This window comes from Lysobacter sp. A286, assembly GCF_054052105.1.
Genome location: NZ_JBSVRJ010000001.1, coordinates 13,438 through 31,913 on the forward strand (window position 1 = coordinate 13,438; position 18,476 = coordinate 31,913).

The following is an 18,476-nucleotide window of genomic DNA, read 5'->3' on the forward strand; positions in this document are numbered from 1 at the left end:
GGAGCGACGCCCCGTAGCCCGTTGTACTTCCCACTTCCGGCCCCCATCCCATGAATCCCACTTTGCTGCTTGCCGCCTTGATGACCCTCTCCAGCCCGACCCTCGCCCAGACCCTGCCCGCGCCGCCCGATGCGGCGCAAAAGCCGCACACCGTCACCGCGCCGCATGGTGCCGAGCGCCAGGACGAGTACTACTGGCTGCGCGATGACAGCCGCACCGCCCCGGAGATGCTGGCCTACCTCAACGCCGAGAACAGCTACGTCGACACGGTGATGGCGCCGCTGCAGGGCGTTCAGGACACCCTGTACGAGGAGATCGTCGGGCGCATCAAGCAGGACGACAGCTCGGTGCCGTATCGCGAGCGGGGCTGGTGGTATTACACCCGGTACGAGACCGGGCAGGACTATCCGGTGCATGCGCGTCGCCACGGTTCGATGGACGCCGCCGAAGAGGTCTTGCTGGACGTCAACGCGATGGCCGCCGGCAAGGACTACTTCAGTGTCGGCGACTGGGAAGTCAGCCAGGACAACCGGCTGCTGGCCTGGGCCGAGGACGACATCGGACGCCGCCAGTACGTGATCCGGATCAAGGATCTGGAGACCGGCAAGGTCTTCGATGACGTCATCGCCGGGGTGGCGGCGAACATCGTCTGGGCCGACGACAATAAAACCCTGTTCTACGTCGAGAACGATCCGGAAACCCTGCTCACGGTGCGGGTCCGGAAGCACGTGCTCGGCACCCCGGTCAGCGACGACGTGCTGGTGTACGAGGAGTCCGATGACACCTTCTACATGGGCATCGGCCGCACCCGCGACGACCAGTACATCTGCATTGGCGTGGAAAGCACGGTGTCCAGCGAGTCGCGTTGCGCGCGGGCCAGCGACCCGAGTGAGTTCGTGGTGTTGGCGCCACGCCAGCGCGACGTCGAGTACGACGCCGACCACCACGGCGGGCGCTGGGTAATCCGCACCAACGCGCCGGATGCGGACGGGCAGGTGGCTGACAACTTCAAGCTGATGACCGCGCCCAGCCATGCCAGCTCGCGCGCCCAGTGGCAGGAGTGGATCGGCCACGACGAGGACGTATTCATCGAGGGCTTCGAGCTGTTCGACGGGTTCACTGCGGTGGCCGAGCGCTCCGGTGGCCTGGAGCGGGTCCGGCTGCTGCGCGGCGAGGCCGGCCAGTTGAATGCCGATGCGGAGTATGTCCAGGCCGATGAGTCGGCCTACTCGATGGGCCTGGCGGTCAATTCCGAATCCGACACCGACTGGTTGCGCTACAGCTACACCTCGCTGACCACGCCGGCGACCACCTACGAGCTCAACACCCGCACCGGCGAGCGCAAGCTGCTCAAGCGCCAGCCGGTGATCGGCTACGACCCGGACCAATACGTGACCGAGCGGGTCTGGGCGCCGGCCCGCGATGGCGTGAAAGTGCCGGTATCGCTGGTCTACAAAAAGGGCTTCCAGAAGAACGGTGAGGCGGCGCTGCTGCAATACGCATATGGCAGCTACGGGTACTCGATGGATCCGGCCTTCAACCTGCCGGTGGTGAGCCTGCTGGACCGCGGCATGGTCTACGCCATCGCCCACGTCCGCGGGGGCCAGGAGCTGGGCCGCCAGTGGTACGACGACGGCAAGCTGCTGAACAAGCAAAACACCTTCAACGACTTCATCGACGTGACGCGGTACCTGGTCGAGCAGGGTTACGCGGCCAGCGACCGGGTGGCCGCGTATGGCGGCAGCGCCGGCGGCTTGCTGATGGGCGCGATCGCCAACCAGGCACCCGACAGCTACAAGTTGATCCTGTCGCAGGTACCGTTTGTCGACGTCGTCACCACCATGCTGGATCCGAGCATCCCGCTGACCACCAACGAGTACGACCAGTGGGGCAACCCGGAAGACAAGGTCTTCTACGATTACATCCTGGCTTACTCGCCGTATGACAACCTGGTCGACCAGGACTATCCGGCGATGTTCATCGGTACCGGGCTGTGGGACTCGCAGGTGCAATATTGGGAGCCGGCGAAGTACGTCGCCCGGCTGCGCGACCTGGCGACCGGTGACGCACCGATCCTGTTCCGGACCAACATGGACGCCGGTCATGGCGGCAAGTCGGGGCGGTTCCGGCGCTATCGGGAACTGGCCGAGATGTACGCGTTCGCGCTGGATCAGCTGAAGGTTGCTCCGCCGGCCTCTTGAGCTGTGCTGGCGTGGGTTACGCCAGTGGGTCGAGGGCCCGGGACGAAGGTTGGGGTCGAGGATCGGCACCGGAGTGTCGATTCGCCGACAATGGGCCATGCCTGACCGTGCGCCAATCCCGGGCCCACCCGCCCCGACAGTCCTGCTCGCCCCTCCCGCCCCGGTAGCCAGCCGGCTGCGTTGGGCCTGGTGGCTGGTCGCCTACCTCAGCCTCGGCCTGGGTCTGGTCGGGGTGGTCGTGCCCGGCCTGCCGACCGTCCCGTTTGTGCTGCTTTCGGCCTATGCGGCCGCCCGTGGGTCTGCCCGCCTGCACCGCTGGCTGCTGGCCCATGCCCTGTTCGGGCCCATGATCGTTGACTGGCAACGCGGCGGGACGGTCGCGCGCCGGGCGAAATGGTGGGCGAGCCTGTCGATGGCGGTGTGTGCGGTGGTGATGTTCCTGACCGCGCCGCAGTGGTGGATGGCCGGCACCGGCACCGGGGTCATGGCGCTGGTGGCGGGTTGGTTGTGGTTGCGGCCTGAACCGCCAATCCGATGAGCTTCGCAGCCACGGCCGCCACCGCTACACTGCGCCGATGAACACACAAAAAATGATGTGGCTTGCTGGCGCGCTGACGGTGTCGCTGTTGGTGCTGAGCGGCTGTGGCAACAAGGGCCCGCTGGTGATGCCCGATGCGGTTCCGGTCGAGCCTGCGGAGACCGATGCCGAACCGCTGCAGACCGATACCCCGCCGGTGGACGTTGGCTCGCCAGTGGATGACATGCCCGTCGATCCGGTGCCGATCGACCCGGCCACGGTTCCCGACACCGACACCGAATCAACCGACGCCGACGCCGACGCCGACGCCGCCAACGACGACGGGAATGGCTGAGCCGGCGACATCGGTGGCGGTGCCGGCCTTGCGTTTCAGCAAGATGCACGGCGCCGGCAATGATTTTGTCGTGTTGGACCTGCGTGGCAAAGTCCCCGCGCCCAGCCGGTCGTTGTGTCGCGCATTGGCCGACCGGCACACGGGTGTCGGCTGCGATCAGGTTCTGACCGTCGAGCCGGCCCGCGAACCGGGCTCGGCCGCCAGCTACCGGATCTGGAATGCCGATGGCTCGGGATCGCAGCAATGCGGTAACGGCGCGCGCTGCATCGCGGCCTGGCTGGTGCGTGACGGCGCGGCGTCGGCGAGTGCCGACTTCGCGATGGACAGTCCGGCCGGCACGCACGTGGCCGAGCAGTTGGACGACGGCGGCTTCCGGGTCGCAATGGGAGTGCCGCAATTCGATCCGGTCCGGATCCCGTTGCACGGCTTCAATGCGGCGCGCGATGCCTACGTGCTGCCGGTGCGCGGCTCGATCATCGAAGTGGGCGCGGTGTCGCTGGGCAATCCGCATGCCTTGATCGAGGTCGAGCAGATCGACGACGCGCCGCTTGAGGCCATGGGTCGCAACCTGCAACACAGCGCCGCGTTCCCGGAGTCGGTCAACGTCGGCTTTGTCCAGGTGGTCGCGCGCGACCATATCCGCCTGCGCGTGTATGAGCGCGGCGTCGGCGAGACCCTGGCGTGTGGCAGCGGCGCCTGTGCTGCGGTGGCGATCCTGGTTCGCCGGGGCCGGGTCGATCGTGACGTCCGGGTGGTTCTTCCTGGTGGCGAGCTGCGCGTTACCTGGCCGGACAATGATGCGCCGATGCAGTTGGCCGGGCCGGCAAAATTTGTATTCGAAGGAGAATGGACCGCATGAGCGAGACCACCGAGAAACTGGGTGCCCACGATGTTGCCGCTTGGCTGCGTCGTCATCCCACTTTCCTGCAGCAGTTCCCCGACTTGTCGCTGACCCTGGTGGTGCCGCGCGAGGAAGGCTCGGCCGCATCGTTGGCCAGTTACCAGTTGGAGGTCCTGCGCGACAAGAACCGCGAGCTGTCCAAGCGGCTGCGTGAGCTGTTTGGCAATGCGCAGGAGAACGAGCGGCTGGCAGTGCGCACCCACCAGTTGGCGTTGGCGCTGATGCGTCAGGACACCGCCGCCGACACGGTGCGCGCGATGGCCGCCAGCCTGGCCGAGGACTTCAACGGCGATCTGGTGCGACTGGTGTTGTTCGAGCCCGTTGAGGGGCTGGACGAGGACGAGTGGCTGCAAGTGGTGCCGCGCGATGACGCCCGTCTGCAAGCGTTCCGCGATTGCCTGGACGATGGCGAGCCGTTGTGCGGGCGGCTGCAGCCGGACAAACACGCGTTGCTGTACGGGATGCAGGCCGAAGAGGTGCATTCCACCGCGCTGTTGCCGCTGCCCAACCTGGGCCTGATAGCCGTGGGCAGCCGCGACCCGAACCGGTTCTTTCCGGGGATGGGTACTTTGTTCCTGCGAATGATGGGCGAGGCGCTGGAAACGGCGCTGGCGAGGTATGCGCGCTAGCCACGACAGCGACACCGACCGCGACTGCGACAGCAACCGCAACCGCAACCGCAACCGCGACAGCCAGAGCGGTCTCTCGGCTCCGGTAGGGGCGGCGCCCTGCCGGGGGTTTGCTACTCGGCTCGGTCAGGCCATCCATGGCCTGACTCGCCGCCGCAGGCCATCCATGGCCTGCTTTCCGCAAACCCCCGACAGGACGCCGCGTCGACGTTTCATTGACGAAGTGGCTACCCACCGTCATCCGGCTACCCCCCGTCATCCCACCACCCACCGTCATCCCCGCGAAGGCGGGGATCCAGTGACCTTCGCTCCGTGCCCATAACCTCTCCAGTCGAGGACTTCCTGTCCCATCTGGCGGTTGAACGGCGGATGTCGCCGCACACCCTGGATGCCTACCGGCGCGATCTGACTGCATTGTCGCAATGGGCGGACGCGCAGGCACTGGCGGTGTTGGATCTGCGCACCGAGCCGTTGCGCGGCTTCATCGCCGCCGAGCATCGCCGTGGCCTGTCGCCCAAAAGCCTGCAGCGCCGCTTGTCGGCGTGCCGGAGCTTCTACGCCTGGCTGCTCAAGCACGGCCGTGTCGACGCCAACCCCGCCGCCGCGATCCGCGCACCGAAGGCGCCACGGAAACTGCCCGAAGTGCTGGATGCCGACGAGGTAAAAGTTCTGGTCGAAGTGCCGACCGACGTGCCGCTGGGACTGCGCGACCGCGCCATGCTGGAGTTGTTCTACTCCTCCGGTCTGCGCCTGAGCGAGTTGTGCGCGTTGCGCTGGCGTGACCTCGACCTGGCGGACGGACTGGTCACCGTGCTGGGCAAGGGCAGCAAGCAGCGCAGCGTGCCATTGGGCTCCTACGCCCGTGCGGCGCTGGCTGAATGGCACGGCTCCACCGGTGCCGGCCGTGACAGCCCGGTGTTTCCCGGACGCAACGGGCCGATCACCCCGCGCGCGGTGCAATACCGGTTGCGGCAGCTGGCGCAGCGCCAGGGCGTGTTCAAGCGCGTCCACCCGCACATGCTGCGGCACAGTTTCGCCAGCCACATCCTGGAGTCCTCCGGAGACCTGCGCGGCGTGCAGGAACTGCTCGGCCACGCCGACATCGCCACCACCCAGATCTACACCCACCTGGACTTCCAGCATCTGGCCAAGGTTTACGATTCCGCCCACCCCCGCGCCAAGCGAAAACCGTGATTGAGCCGTAGGGTGCAATAGCCGGGTAGGGCGTATTAGGCCGGAGGCCGTAATACGCCGGACTGCCCCCCTTCACCCTTGCCTCCCGCCGGACCCATCCCCACCTCTGGTTGACACCCACGGAGGCCTGTATGGACCCCAGCCAGAACCCCAACGTGTTCCACGCCACCACCATCATCTCGGTGCGCCGCAACGGTCGCGTCGCGATTGCCGGCGACGGCCAGGTGACGCTTGGCAACACGGTGATGAAATCCAACGCCCGCAAGGTCCGACGCCTTGGCCGGGACGGCCAGGTCATTGCCGGTTTCGCCGGCGCCGCTGCCGATGCGTTCACCTTGTTCGAAGTGTTCGAGGCAAAGCTGGAGAAACACGGCCAGCTGACCCGCGCCGCCGTCGAGATGGCCAAGGATTGGCGCACCGAACGCCGCTTCGGCAAGCTCGAAGCGCTGCTGACGGTCGCCGACAAGGAGGCCTCGCTGGTCATCAGCGGCACCGGTGACGTCATCGAGCCGGACGACGGCATCGTCGCCATCGGCTCCGGTGGCATGTACGCGTTGTCGGCCGCGCGCGCGCTGATGGCGCATACCGAAATGGATGCCAGGACAATCGCGGTCGAGGCGATCAACATCGCAGGCGGCGTGTGCATCTACACCAACCGCAACGTCGTGGTGGAGGAACTGTGAGCATGAAACTGGACAACACCAACGCCACCATGACCCCGCGCGAGATCGTGCAGGCGCTGGACACCCACATCGTCGGCCAGCAGGACGCCAAGCGTGCGGTTGCCATCGCGCTGCGCAACCGCTGGCGCCGCAGCCAGCTCGACGAGGAGCTGCGCAACGAGGTCATGCCCAAGAACATCCTGATGATCGGCCCCACCGGTGTCGGCAAGACCGAGATCGCGCGGCGGCTGGCGACGCTGGCCAACGCGCCGTTCGTGAAGGTCGAGGCGACCCGCTTCACCGAGGTCGGCTACGTCGGCAAGGATGTCGAGCAGATCATCCGTGACCTCGCCGATACCGCGGTCAAGCTGTATCGCGAGCAGGCCAAGCACAAGGTCCGCACCAAGGCCGAAGAACGCGCCGAGGATCGCATCCTGGACGCCCTGTTGCCCAAGCGCACCAAGGGCCTGGGTGGCGGCATCGGCTTCGATCCGCAGGTCGCCGCCAGCGAGCCGTCGGCGCAGGAATCGGAGACCCGGATCAAGCTGCGTCGCCAGCTGCGTGCGGGTGAGCTGGACGAGCGCGAGATCGACATCGAGACCGCGACCGCGATGAATGTCGGCGTCGACATCCTGGCCCCGCCGGGCATGGAGGAGATGGGCCAGCAACTGCGGCAGATGTTCTCGCAGGTGTCGGGCGGCAAGACCAACAAGAAAACCCTGCCCATCAAGGCCGCCCGTCCGCAGCTGATCGAGGAAGAGGCCGGCAAGCTGGTCAATGAGGACGAAATCCGCGAGGCCGCGATCGAGGCCTGCGAGCAGCACGGCATCGTGTTCATCGACGAGATCGACAAGGTCGCCAAGCGCGGCGAGAACGTCGGCGGCGGTGACGTCTCCCGCGAAGGCGTGCAGCGCGACCTGCTGCCGCTGGTGGAAGGCTCCACGGTCAGCACCAAGTACGGCTCGGTGAAGACCGACCACATCCTGTTCATCGCTTCCGGCGCGTTCCACATGGCCAAGCCGTCGGACCTGATCCCCGAGCTGCAGGGCCGGTTCCCGATCCGGGTCGAATTGTCGGCGCTGACCAAGGCCGACTTCATCCGCATCCTGACCGAACCCAAGGCTGCGCTGACCGTCCAGTACGTTGAGTTGATGAAGACCGAAGGCGTCAGCGTCGTGTTCACCGACGATGCGGTGGAGCGCATCGCCGAGATCGCCGCGACCGTCAACGACCGCCAGGAAAACATCGGTGCCCGCCGCCTGCACACCGTGCTCGAACGCCTGCTCGACACCCTCAGCTACGAAGCTCCCGACCGCGATGGCCAGGCCATCACCATCGACAGCGCGTATGTCGACGAGCACCTGGGCGAGCTGGTGCAGGACCCGGATTTGAGTCGTTACATCCTTTAGTTGGCCTGTTTTTGCGAGGCGGTGCCGGTACCGGGGTGTTGGCGATTTTCTGGCTGATGGGGCCAAGCCAGTTTGAGCTGTCAGGTTTTCCGAGCGGCGGGCGACTAACCATCCAGACCCAAACGGAAACGCCACATGGATGCCACTGTCCCGTTCGCAGCTGCCCACACCCGCCCCGCATTTCGGATCCTGTCGACTTGGCTAGCCGACGCCTGGCGTCTGTTCCGCCGCGCGCCGGTCCGGATGTTCCTGCTGTCGTTGCTGCCCATTGCGGTGGAAGCGCTGATCCAGTTGGCGCCGGGCGTCGGCATCGTGGCGTCCAAGTTGCTGACACCATTGGCCAGCGCCTGGGTGCTCGCGTTGATACATCACAAGGCGCGGGGCGGACACTTTGCGCCCTCGGCGGCAAGCGGAGTGTGGCTGTCGCGGCTGGCGCCGCTGCTGTGGGTGGCGCTGCTGTCGGCGGCAGTGTTCGCCTTCCAGTTGCTGGTCGCAGCAACATTGGGTGGCGTCGATCAGTCACTCGCGCTGGCCGCGGGCGACATCGCCAACCTGCATTTCGACCGCGCTGAACTCGGTTGCATCTTTGCGTCGGGAACGCTCCCGTCAGCGCTGCTGATGTTCCTGATGCCGCGGGTGTTGCTCGATGGCATTGGGGTCGGCCGGGCGTTGGGTGAAAGTTTGCGCTGCGTTGTCCGTTACTGGCGACCGGTGGCGCTGCTAACCTTGCTGGTGGCTGCGCTGATCGGTGCAGTTCTGTGGCTACCACTGCTGTTGCTGGTCCTGCTGCCCTTTGCCACGTTGGTCGGCTACACGAGCTATCGCGATGTATTCGACCGTCCCCAACTTGATTGACTCCGCGTCGGCGGCGACCGATATCGACGAGGTGCTCCGTCAGCACGGCCCAATGCTGTCGCGCATCGCCGCCAGCTATGAGTTCGAACCCGCGCGCCGTGAGGACCTGCTGCAGGAAATCAGCTTGGCATTGTGGCGGGCACTGCCGCGCTGGCGCGGCGAGGCATCACTGCGCACGTTCGCGGCCAGGGTCGCGCACAACCGCGCGGTGGATCACCTGGGCAAGTATTGCCGGTTGAACGAGAACGAGCTCGACGAACACCATCCCGACCCGGCCGCCAACCCCCAGCAACACACTGAAATGCAGCAACGCCGCGACACCCTTCTGGCCGCAGTGCGACGACTTGCGCTGGGCCAGCGGCAGGTCGTCGTGTTGGCATTGGAGGGCTTCTCGCAACGTGAGATCGGCCAGTCGCTTGGGCTGGAGGAAAATACCGTGGCCCAGCGCCTCAGTCGCGCCCGCAAACAACTGGCCGAGTGGCTGGGAGACAGTGCATGAATACCGGTGCCGACAGCCGCGACGGATCCGGTGCGACCGCCCCGGCGAGCGACGGATGGAACGCCCTGGCTGCCGATTGGCGCGCGCAGGCGACGGCGAAGATCGATGTCGAGGGACTGCGCCGGGCGGTAGCGCGGCGGGGGCGCCGCCTGCGCTGGATGATGGGCGCGGAAGTGCTGCTGACGACCGTTGTAATCGGCATGTGTGTCTGGGCGACGTTGCTGCTGGAACGACCGCTGCTCTCGCCGACCGGATCGTTGGTGGTGATCGCAGGTCTGCTCGGCGTCCAAGGCTGGTCGCTGTGGATTCGTCGGCGCCAGGTCCGCGACAGCGGCCTGGACGTGCGCGCGTTGCTTGCGTTGGAGCGCGACCGTATCAGGACCTCGCTGCTCTACTGGCGAGTCAACGTCTGGCTGGCGGTCGCGCTCTGGTGCGTGCTGTTCGGCGTGTTGATGCAGGGTTTGGTGGTGCCTGCCGACGACGGCGGTTCTGGCATGTTATTGCGACAGGCGATGGCGTCGTTGCTGGTCAACGCCCCGGTCATGCTGGGCTTCGCCACGTTTGCATGGTGGTGGTGCGGTCGCGGCAGGAAGCGACTACAGCGGCTGCAAGCCTTGCAGGAGGCGCTCGATGCTGATTGACGACTTGTCTGTCGGTTTCATGCTCCCTTAACCGCACAAGGTCATCCTCGCGAGGTTGACCTTTGACCCAGGAGCAGATGATGAAAACCTACAAGGTGGGATATCTGATTGGCAGCATCGCCACAGAGTCGATCAACCGGAAGCTCGCCAGCGCGTTGATCAAGCTGGCGCCGGACCAACTCAAGTTTGAGGAGATCTCCTACAGGGACCTGCCGATCTACAGTTACGACTACGACGCCGACTATCCCGAGCCGGGCCGCAAGTTCAAGCAGGCGATCGAGGGCTCCGACGCGATCCTGATCGTGACGCCGGAGTACAACCGCTCCATCCCCGGCGGACTCAAAAACGCCATCGACTGGGCCAGTCGGCCGTGGGGCACCAACTCCTTTGCCAAGATCCCGTCGGGCGTGATCGGCACCTCGCCCGGCGCGATCGGCACCGCGGTGTGCCAGCAGCATCTGCGCAGCATCCTGGGCTTCCTCAACTCGCCGCAGATGAACTCGCCCGAGGCCTACATCCAGTTCAAGGATGGAATGATCAACGATGCCGGCGAGATCGCCGACGCGTCGACGGCGGAGTTCCTTGGCGACTACCTCAAGGCGTTCCACGAACACATCGCGCATGTCCTGACGGTGTTGCCGCGCGGTGCCTGAGGCCGTCTGCGTGCAGTCGGTGCGATAGTTGGGCCATCGCGGACCTGTGCGGTCCCAGACCGGAGTCTTTCGATGATCGAACTCGTCATCCAGCAGCGCCGCCGCGACCTCGGCAGCTTCGAGGTCGGCCGCGTACTGCCGTTCGCGAAGCGCCGCATGGTCGGTCCCTACATTTTCTTCGACCGCATGGGCCCGAAAGACCTGCCGCCGGGACTGCCGCGTGAGGCCGACGTGCGCCCGCATCCGCACATCGGCCTGTCAACCATCACCTACCTGTTCGACGGCGAGATCATGCACCGCGACAGCGTCGGCTCGGAGCAGGCGGTGCGCCCGGGCGAGGTCAACTGGATGACCGCCGGCAGCGGTATCACCCACTCCGAACGCTTCGAGCGACTGCGCCGTGAGGGCGGGCCGATCGATGGCATCCAGGCCTGGGTGGCGCTGCCGGACGAGCGCGAGGAGATGGACCCGGGCTTCTGGCATTACGCCAGCGACGCGCTGCCGGTGTTCGACGGCGAGGGCGTGGTCGGGCGCCTGATCGCGGGCCGACTTGCCGGGGTGGTGTCGCCGGTTCGGATCGACTCACCCCAGTTCTACGTGCACTGGCAGCTGCGTGCGGGCTCGCGCGTGTCGCTGCCCGCCGAATATCCCGAGCGAGCGGTCTACGTCGCCAGAGGCGAGGTTGAAGTGGACGGCCAGCGGATCGAGCCCGGCGCCATGGCGGTGCTCACCCCCGGCAAGGCCGTCACCATCGCCGCCCTCGACGACGCCGTGGTCATGGCCCTGGGCGGCGAGCCGGTGGGGCCGCGCTATATCGACTGGAACTTCGTGTCGTCGTCGAAGGAGCGTATCGACCAGGCGCGTGAGGACTGGAAAGCCGGGCGCATGAAACTGCCCGACCTCGACAAAGATGAGTTCATCCCGCTGCCGCCGAAGATCGGCGAGGCGCGTGAACCCGAACCGATGTCATGAGCAAGAGGCCGCCGCGCGTGGCTGGTGACGGCTTCTTGCCGGGAGCCGACGTTCGTTAAGTGGCCGCTCCCGACCCGAAGCGGACATCGGTCGCGCTAGTCAACCGCTGAGATCCAACTCAACGCTGAGCTGCTAGCCTCCCGGGTACTATCCGCGTTCGCCTCCAATGCAGCTCTGTCGATCCCCACTCAAGCCCCGAGGCCATCCGCTGCAGGTCGCTGCCCGCCGCTGTTTTTCGCACGAAGCTTCCTGACCCTGCCGACAGCCCGGCACTACTGATGTAGCTGGAGCCGCCGATAGATGACGAAGCCAACTCAGACCACGCCCGCTGAGCCGACCCGATTGGCTCGAAAGCTCCACATGCTTGATGCGATCGTGATCGGGCTGGGAGCGATGATCGGTGCCGGTGTATTCGCCGTGGTCGGACCGGCGGCAGAAGCCGCCGGCACCGGCCTGCTGGTGGCACTGGTGATCGCGGCACTAGTGGCCTACTGCAATGCCCTGTCGTCGGCGCAGCTGGCTGCGCTCTATCCAGAATCAGGCGGGGCCTACGTCTACGGCCGCAAACGGCTCGGCGACCTGTGGGGCTTTCTGGCCGGCTGGGGTTTCGTGGTCGGCAAACTGGCCAGTTGTGCGGCGATGGCGCTTACGTTCGCCAGCTATGCCGCGCCGCAATGGATGCGGCCTCTGGCGGTGTCGGCTGTGTTGATGATGACGGCGGTGAACTATTTCGGCATTCAGAAGACGGCGCTGCTGACGCGTGCGATCGTGGTGGTGGTCCTGATCTCGCTGGGAATCGTCGTGGCTGCCTCGTTATCCGGCGGGCAGGTTCGAGCCGACCGTCTGCTGCCCCTGACCGGAACCGGACCGTACGGTGTGCTGCAGGCCGCCGGTCTGTGGTTCTTCGCCTTTGCCGGTTACGCGCGTTTGGCCACGCTGGGTGAGGAGGTGGTCGATCCTGTGCGCACAATTCCGCGGGCGATCCCGGTCGCGCTCGGCATCACGTTGCTGGTCTATGCCGCGGTCGCAATCACCGCTGTGCTTGCAGTCGATGTCGAAACGCTCGCTCGCGCCACGGCGCCCCTGGTCACGATGGTCGAAGCCGGCGGCCGGGCAGCCTGGTCGCCGGTGGTGCGGATCGGCGCGACGGTCGCCTCGCTTGGTGTGTTGCTGTCGCTGGTGGTCGGCGTCAGCCGCACCACGTTCTCGATGGCCGCCAACCGTGATCTGCCGCACTTCTTCGCCGCGGTGCACCCGCGTTATCGCGTGCCGCACCGAGCCGAGCTCGGCGTCGGCTTGCTGGTGGCCACCGCCGTGGTGTTCGTCGACCTGCGATCGGCCATCGGCTTCAGCGCGTTCACAGTGCTGACCTACTACGCGGTGACCAATGCATCGGCGCTGACGTTGAAGCCCTCCGAGCGCCGTTGGCCACGGTGGATCGCGGCAGTCGGCTTGGCCGGATGCGTGACACTGTCCTTTACGCTGCCTGTGCCATCCGTACTCGCGGGTGCCGCGGTGCTGCTGACGGGTGTACTCATATTTCTGGTGTGGGGCCAACGAGCACCGGCACCGTAGGTAGATGCCGCTAGCGACAAGGAGGCGGCTCGCTGTGCGAAAACGGGGTCAGGTTCACTTCCCAACAATCGCTTTTGGCCGGAAGCAGCCATTCAATAATCACTCCTCCCCAATATCCTCATTCCACACCTCCGGATTCTCCGCGATATACCCCTGCATCATCTCGATGCATTCCCGGTCGGCGAGGTCGATGACCTTGACGCCGGCTTCGCGCAGCCAGTCGATGCCGCCGCTGAACGTTTCCGATTCGCCGACCACCACGGTGCCGATGTTGAACTGCCGCACCAGGCCGCTGCAGTACCAGCACGGGGCGAGGGTGGTGACCATGATGGTGTCGCGGTAGCTGCGCTGGCGGCCGGCCTTGCGGAAGGCGTCGGTCTCGCCGTGGATCGAGGGGTCGTTCTCCTGCACGCGGCGGTTGTGGCCGCAGCCGAGCAGGCGCCCGTCGGCGTGGTACAGCGCGGCGCCGATCGGGATGCCGCCTTCGGCCAGTCCCTGGCGGGCTTCGGCGACGGCGGTGGCGAGCAGGGCGTGGTAGTCGGGGGTGGCGATCATTCGGATGGGCCGTAAGGAGTGGATGGGCTGATCGTCGTCGTGGTGGCGCCGGATGTCGAGGACGGTCGGCTGAAGTGAGTGCGCGCCCGTGCAGGGCTGCGGGCGTCGTGGCGCCGGTATTGGGTGGCCGGCGACACTGCCGGCGGGCCGGTGCGATAATCGGCGCATGAACGATCCGACCCCGCACGACCCAGGCTCCGCGACGCCTTCAGACAGCGCTCCCGGCACCACCCACTTCGGTTTCCGCGACGTCCCCACCGGGGACAAGCAGAAGCTGGTCGGGGAGGTGTTTTCCTCGGTCGCCGGCAACTACGACTTGATGAACGACCTGATGTCGATGGGCATCCACCGGGTCTGGAAGCGCTACTTCGTTGCCACCGCGCAGGTGCGGCGCGGCGACCGGGTGCTCGACCTGGCCGGCGGCACCGGCGATATCGCGCTGCTGCTGAAGGATCGCGTCGGCGATGCCGGTTCGATCGTGCTGGGCGACATCAACGGCGAGATGCTGCGCGTCGGCCGCGACCGCATGACCGACAAGGGCAAGGTCGCCGGTTTCGAATACGTGCAGATGAACGCCGAGAAGCTGCCGTTTCCCGATGCCAGTTTCGACCTGGTCACGATCGCGTTCGGCCTGCGCAACGTCACCAACAAGGACGCGGCGCTGGCCGAGATGCACCGGGTGCTGAAGGTCGGCGGGCAAGCGCGGGTGCTGGAGTTCTCGGAAGTGAAGTTCGATTGGTTCAAGCCGATCTACGACTTCCACTCGTTCAAGGTGCTGCCGCGGCTGGGTAAGCTGTTTGCCAACGATGCGGACAGTTACCAGTACCTGGCCGAGAGCATCCGCAAGCACCCGCCGCAGGACGAGCTGAAGGCGATGATGGCCGCGGCCGGTTTTGCGCGATGCGACTACCGCAACCTGTCGGCGGGCATCGTCGCCATCCATACCGGCTACAAGGTCTAGCCGGGACGGCACTTCGCACCGGCTATCGGTCGACGCTACACTCGGGGACTTATTTGTAACCGTGGGCCCGCCAATGCGTTCCTCGATCCTGACCCTGTGTTTTGCTGCCGCCGTGGTAGTGGCTGGTTGCTCGCGCGATGCCGCGCCGGCCGCCGATACCGCCGCCCCACCCGATGCCGACGCGGTGACCGCGCCGGGTGCCGAGTACGACTCGTTGTCCTATGCCGAGCCCGACAAGGTCCGGATCAAGGATCTCGCGCTGGACCTGGATGTCGACTTCAACGACAAGCAGATCAGCGGCAGCGCGACCTACCAGCTGGACTGGGTGGATCCGGACGCGACCGAGCTGGTGCTCGATACCCGCGACCTGACCATCGAGAAAGTGGTCGGTGAGCGCAGTGACGACAAATGGGTTGACCTGAAGTACGAACTGGCCGACGCCGACAAGCGCCTGGGCAGCAAGCTGACCATCCAGGCCCCGGATCGCAGCGAGCGCATCCGCGTCACCTATCACACCGCGCCGCAGGCTTCGGGCCTGCAGTGGCTGACCCCGGCGATGACCGAGGGCGGCGAGCAGCCGTTCATGTTCAGCCAGTCGCAGCAGATCCACGCGCGCTCCTGGGTGCCGCTGCAGGACACGCCGCGGGTGCGTTTCACCTACACCGCGCACGTGACCAGCCCGGAGGACGTGATGGTGCTGATGAGCGCCGACAACGATCCCGACGCCACGCGTGACGGCGACTACACGTTCGCGATGCCGCAGGCGATCCCGTCCTACCTGCTCGCGATCGCCGCCGGTGACCTGGCGTTCAAGCCGATCTCCGAGCGCAGCGGCGTGTGGGCCGAGCCGGCGATGGTCGACAAGGCCACGGCCGAGTTCGCCGATACCGAGAAGATGATCGAGGCGACCGAGGCGCTGTATGGCCCGTACCGCTGGGGCCGTTACGACATCCTCGTGCTGCCGCCGTCGTTCCCGTATGGCGGCATGGAAAACCCGCGCCTGACCTTCGCCACCCCGACCGTGATCGTCGGCGACAAGTCGCTGGTGTCGCTGATCGCGCATGAGCTGGCCCACAGCTGGGCCGGCAACCTGGTCACCTTCTCCAGCCCGAAAGACCAGTGGATGAACGAGGGCATCACCAGCTACGTCGAGAACCGCATCATCGAGTCGTTGTACGGCAAGGACTTCGCCAACATGGAGGCGGCGATCGCGCAGAACGAGTTGCGCAAGACCATCGGCGACATGGAGCCGCAGGCGCAGTCACTGGCGATCCGTCCCGACGTGCACGTCAAGGCCGGCGATACGCTGACCGCCGTGGCGTACGACAAGGGCGCGTGGTTCATGATGTTCCTGGAGCACCGCTTCGGCCGCGAGGACTTCGATCCGTTCCTGCGCGGGTACTTCGACCACTTCGCGTTCCAGTCGATCCCGACCACCACCTTCATCCAGTACGCCAAGGACAATCTGCTGGCCAAGCATCCGGGCAAGGTCACCGAGGCCGAGCTGGACGAGTGGATCTACGGTCAGGGCATTCCCGAGTCGGCGCCGGTGACCGAGTCGCCGCAGTTCGACGCCGTGGACGAGGCACGCAAGGCCTGGCTGGACAGCGGCGAGCTGCCGGCCACCGACGTGACCGCAAAGTGGAGCACCCAGGAATGGCTGCACTTCATCGAGGGCCTGCCGGAAACGCTGGACCACGAGCAACTGGTGGCGCTGGACGAGGCCTACGAGTTCACCGGCACCGCCAACGGCGAGATCGCGATGCGCTGGTATCCGTTGACCGTGCGTAGCGGCTATCCGGAAGCCAATGAGGCGATTGCCGAGTTCCTGGCCCGGGTCGGCCGCCGCAAGCTGATCATGCCGACCTACGCGGCGCTGGTGAAAACGCCCGAAGGCCTGGCGATGGCCGAACAGATTCTGGCCGAGGCGCGGCCCGGCTACCACCCGATCACCACCGGCTCGGTGGATGCGGTGATTGCCGAAGCCAAGGGCGATGACACGGTGGAGACGCCGGTCGATTGATGCGCGCTGCATAGTCCATCAAGAACAACACGACCGCCTCCGAGGCGGTCGTGTTGTCTGGGCCGTCCGGACCACTGGCCAGGTGGCGGCGGCTTACGGCAATCTGGCCCCAATGAACACCAAGGAGTCGCGCAATGAGCAAGATCACATCGGCGTTGTTGCTGGCAGCGGCCATCGCGCTGTCGGCGTGCCAGCCCGCGCCTGATCCGGAAGCCGTGCGCGCCCAGCAAGCCGCCGCGGCAGAGCAGCAAGCCGAAGCCATGGCGGCGCAGTTCGACGAGCAGTTCGTCGCCGGCAACTGGGATCTGGCCAAGGCCCATGGCGACGTGCTGTTTGCCGAGTATCCCGATAGCGCGGCGGCGGCGCGGATCGAGGCCCAGCATGCCGAGGCGGCGGAGAAGGCGCATGCGGCACGCGAGGCACGACGCACCGAAGCGCTGTGGGCTTACCAGAGCCAGCCGGTCGGCGCCAAACAGCAACTATCAGCGGCCATCTATGCCAAGGACAACGTCGAGACCGATGGGGCGACGGCACGGCCGGTGCGACTGATCTTCCGCGACCATCCCGAGTGGGGCGACAGCAGCTATATGGTGCTGGAGGCGGGTGATTTCGATTGCTACGGCGGTTGTCGGGTCACAGTGACGGTCGATGATGACGAGCCGCGGCGTATGGCCGCCAGCCGGCCCGACACCGATGACGCGATTGCGATGTTCATCGAAGACGAGGCCGCGCTGTGGAAGCTGGCGAAAACTGCCGAAGTGATCTCGATCGAATTCCCGGCCAAGGTCGGCGGAACGCGGACTGCCGTGTTCGAAGTCGGCGGCCTGGATCGGGCCCGGCTGCCGGACTGGAACTGACCGGCACGTGCTCGATCAGGGCGTACTCGATCAGAACGCGTAGCCGAATTGCTGGCGGAACTGCCCGGCGAACCCGGTCGCGTCGAATCGCTGGTTCTGGGTGCCGGGATGCTCGACCTTGAGTGCGCCCATCAGGTTGCCGATCCGGCCGATGGTCTCCCAATCGCAGTTCTTCTGGATGCCGAAGATCAGCCCGGCGCGGAACGCGTCGCCACAGCCGGTCGGGTCGGTGATGCGGCGCTCATGCGCGGGTGGGATGTCCAGGCTGGCGCCATCGGCGTGGATCACCGCGCCCTTCGGCCCACGGGTGACGATGTAGGCCTTCACCTTGCTGGCGATCTGCTGCTCGCTCCAGCCGGTGCGTTCCTGCAACAGGTTGGATTCGTAGTCGTTGACGGTGACGTAGTCAGCCAGCCCGATGAAATTGCGCAACTCCTCGCCGTTGAACAGCGGCATCGCCTGGCCGGGGTCGAAGATGAAGGGGATGCCGCCCTCGGCAAACTCCCGCGCGTTCTGGATCATGCCGTCGTAGCCATCGGGACTGACGATGCCGATGGTCACACCGGCCACGTCGCGCACGTGGTTCTCGTGCGAGCGCATCATCGCGCCGGGATGGAACGCGGTGATCTGGTTGTTGTCCAGGTCGGTGGTGATGAATGCCTGCGGGGTGAACAGCTCGTCGATCACCTTGACCTGGTCAAGCCGGATCTGCTGCTGCTCGAACCAGCCGCGATAGGGCCCGAAATCCTGGCCGACGGTGGCCATCGGGATCGGGTCGCCGCCAAGCAGCTTGAGGTTGTAGGCGATGTTGCCGGCGCAACCACCGAACTCGCGGCGCATCCGCGGCACCAGGAACGAGACGTTCAGGATGTGCACCTTGTCCGGCAGGATGTGGTTCTTGAACTGGTCGGGGAACACCATGATGGTGTCGTAGGCCAGCGAGCCGCAGATCAGGGCAGACATCGATAATCACACTCCGAAATTGCCGGCCGTCGTGGCCAGACAGGATGCAAATGG

At 66.0% G+C, this 18,476-nt stretch carries 19 protein-coding genes; 17 read left to right on the top strand and 2 right to left on the bottom strand.

Annotated elements, in window-relative coordinates:
- Positions 1-80: 80 nt before the first annotated feature.
- The 14 genes from ACW7G0_RS00070 (at position 81) to ACW7G0_RS00135 (ending at position 13,063) form a co-directional block, all read left to right on the top strand.
- Positions 81-2,201, top strand: a complete 2,121-nt coding sequence (locus tag ACW7G0_RS00070) for a S9 family peptidase (RefSeq protein WP_456989394.1) — start codon at positions 81-83, stop codon at positions 2,199-2,201.
- Positions 2,202-2,298: 97 nt separating this feature from the next.
- A complete protein-coding gene (locus ACW7G0_RS00075) occupies positions 2,299-2,739 on the top strand; it encodes a YbaN family protein (protein ID WP_456986845.1) in 441 nt (146 codons plus the stop codon).
- A 37-nt stretch (positions 2,740-2,776) separates the two neighbouring features.
- Positions 2,777-3,073 (top strand): LPS translocon maturation chaperone LptM, encoded by a 297-nt coding sequence (lptM, locus tag ACW7G0_RS00080; RefSeq protein WP_456986846.1) that lies wholly within the window; start codon positions 2,777-2,779, stop codon positions 3,071-3,073.
- On the top strand, positions 3,066-3,932 hold the full coding sequence (gene dapF / locus ACW7G0_RS00085) for a diaminopimelate epimerase (protein ID WP_456986847.1): 867 nt from the start codon (positions 3,066-3,068) through the stop codon (positions 3,930-3,932). The genes lptM and dapF overlap by 8 nt, the downstream gene beginning before the upstream one ends.
- Complete coding sequence (locus ACW7G0_RS00090) at positions 3,929-4,603, top strand: DUF484 family protein (RefSeq protein WP_456986849.1); 675 nt, start codon at positions 3,929-3,931, stop codon at positions 4,601-4,603. Before dapF ends, ACW7G0_RS00090 begins: the two co-directional genes overlap by 4 nt.
- Positions 4,604-4,915: 312 nt before the next feature.
- On the top strand, positions 4,916-5,797 hold the full coding sequence (xerC, locus tag ACW7G0_RS00095; RefSeq protein ID WP_456986850.1) for a tyrosine recombinase XerC: 882 nt from the start codon (positions 4,916-4,918) through the stop codon (positions 5,795-5,797).
- A gap of 131 nt (positions 5,798-5,928) precedes the next feature.
- Positions 5,929-6,480 (top strand): ATP-dependent protease subunit HslV, encoded by a 552-nt coding sequence (gene hslV / locus ACW7G0_RS00100; protein ID WP_456978132.1) that lies wholly within the window; start codon positions 5,929-5,931, stop codon positions 6,478-6,480.
- A gap of 2 nt (positions 6,481-6,482) precedes the next feature.
- The gene (hslU, locus tag ACW7G0_RS00105; RefSeq protein ID WP_456986852.1) at positions 6,483-7,868 is read left to right on the top strand and encodes an ATP-dependent protease ATPase subunit HslU; all 1,386 of its coding nucleotides are present in this window, start codon (positions 6,483-6,485) and stop codon (positions 7,866-7,868) included.
- Positions 7,869-8,003: 135 nt separating this feature from the next.
- Positions 8,004-8,723: a hypothetical protein gene (locus tag ACW7G0_RS00110; protein ID WP_456986853.1), complete on the top strand. Its 720-nt coding sequence runs from the start codon at positions 8,004-8,006 to the stop codon at positions 8,721-8,723.
- Positions 8,716-9,222, top strand: coding sequence for an RNA polymerase sigma factor (locus ACW7G0_RS00115; RefSeq protein ID WP_456986855.1), 507 nt, complete (start codon positions 8,716-8,718; stop codon positions 9,220-9,222). Before ACW7G0_RS00110 ends, ACW7G0_RS00115 begins: the two co-directional genes overlap by 8 nt.
- Positions 9,219-9,863, top strand: a complete 645-nt coding sequence (locus ACW7G0_RS00120; protein WP_456986856.1) for a hypothetical protein — start codon at positions 9,219-9,221, stop codon at positions 9,861-9,863. The genes ACW7G0_RS00115 and ACW7G0_RS00120 overlap by 4 nt, the downstream gene beginning before the upstream one ends.
- 80 nt (positions 9,864-9,943) lie before the next feature.
- On the top strand, positions 9,944-10,516 hold the full coding sequence (locus ACW7G0_RS00125) for an NADPH-dependent FMN reductase (RefSeq protein WP_456986857.1): 573 nt from the start codon (positions 9,944-9,946) through the stop codon (positions 10,514-10,516).
- Positions 10,517-10,588: 72 nt separating this feature from the next.
- Positions 10,589-11,488, top strand: coding sequence for a pirin family protein (locus ACW7G0_RS00130; RefSeq protein ID WP_456986858.1), 900 nt, complete (start codon positions 10,589-10,591; stop codon positions 11,486-11,488).
- A 300-nt stretch (positions 11,489-11,788) separates the two neighbouring features.
- Positions 11,789-13,063 carry an APC family permease gene (locus tag ACW7G0_RS00135; protein ID WP_456986859.1) on the top strand — a complete coding sequence of 425 codons (1,275 nt, stop codon included), beginning with the start codon at positions 11,789-11,791 and terminating at the stop codon, positions 13,061-13,063.
- 99 nt (positions 13,064-13,162) lie between these two features.
- Here the strand turns inward: ACW7G0_RS00135 and ACW7G0_RS00140 are convergent, their stop codons facing one another.
- The gene (locus ACW7G0_RS00140; RefSeq protein WP_456986860.1) at positions 13,163-13,618 is read right to left on the bottom strand and encodes a nucleoside deaminase; all 456 of its coding nucleotides are present in this window, start codon (positions 13,616-13,618) and stop codon (positions 13,163-13,165) included.
- Positions 13,619-13,784: 166 nt separating this feature from the next.
- Here ACW7G0_RS00140 and ubiE point away from each other — a divergent pair, with 166 nt between their 5' ends.
- From ubiE to ACW7G0_RS00155, 3 genes are all read left to right on the top strand, one after another.
- Positions 13,785-14,579, top strand: coding sequence for a bifunctional demethylmenaquinone methyltransferase/2-methoxy-6-polyprenyl-1,4-benzoquinol methylase UbiE (ubiE, locus tag ACW7G0_RS00145; protein ID WP_456986861.1), 795 nt, complete (start codon positions 13,785-13,787; stop codon positions 14,577-14,579).
- A 73-nt stretch (positions 14,580-14,652) separates the two neighbouring features.
- A complete protein-coding gene (locus ACW7G0_RS00150; RefSeq protein ID WP_456986862.1) occupies positions 14,653-16,602 on the top strand; it encodes a M1 family metallopeptidase in 1,950 nt (649 codons plus the stop codon).
- A 134-nt stretch (positions 16,603-16,736) separates the two neighbouring features.
- On the top strand, positions 16,737-17,459 hold the full coding sequence (locus ACW7G0_RS00155) for a hypothetical protein (RefSeq protein WP_456986864.1): 723 nt from the start codon (positions 16,737-16,739) through the stop codon (positions 17,457-17,459).
- A gap of 30 nt (positions 17,460-17,489) precedes the next feature.
- Here ACW7G0_RS00155 and ACW7G0_RS00160 read toward each other — a convergent pair whose 3' ends face one another.
- Positions 17,490-18,422, bottom strand: coding sequence for a carbohydrate kinase family protein (locus ACW7G0_RS00160; protein ID WP_456986865.1), 933 nt, complete (start codon positions 18,420-18,422; stop codon positions 17,490-17,492).
- Positions 18,423-18,476: the final 54 nt, after the last annotated feature.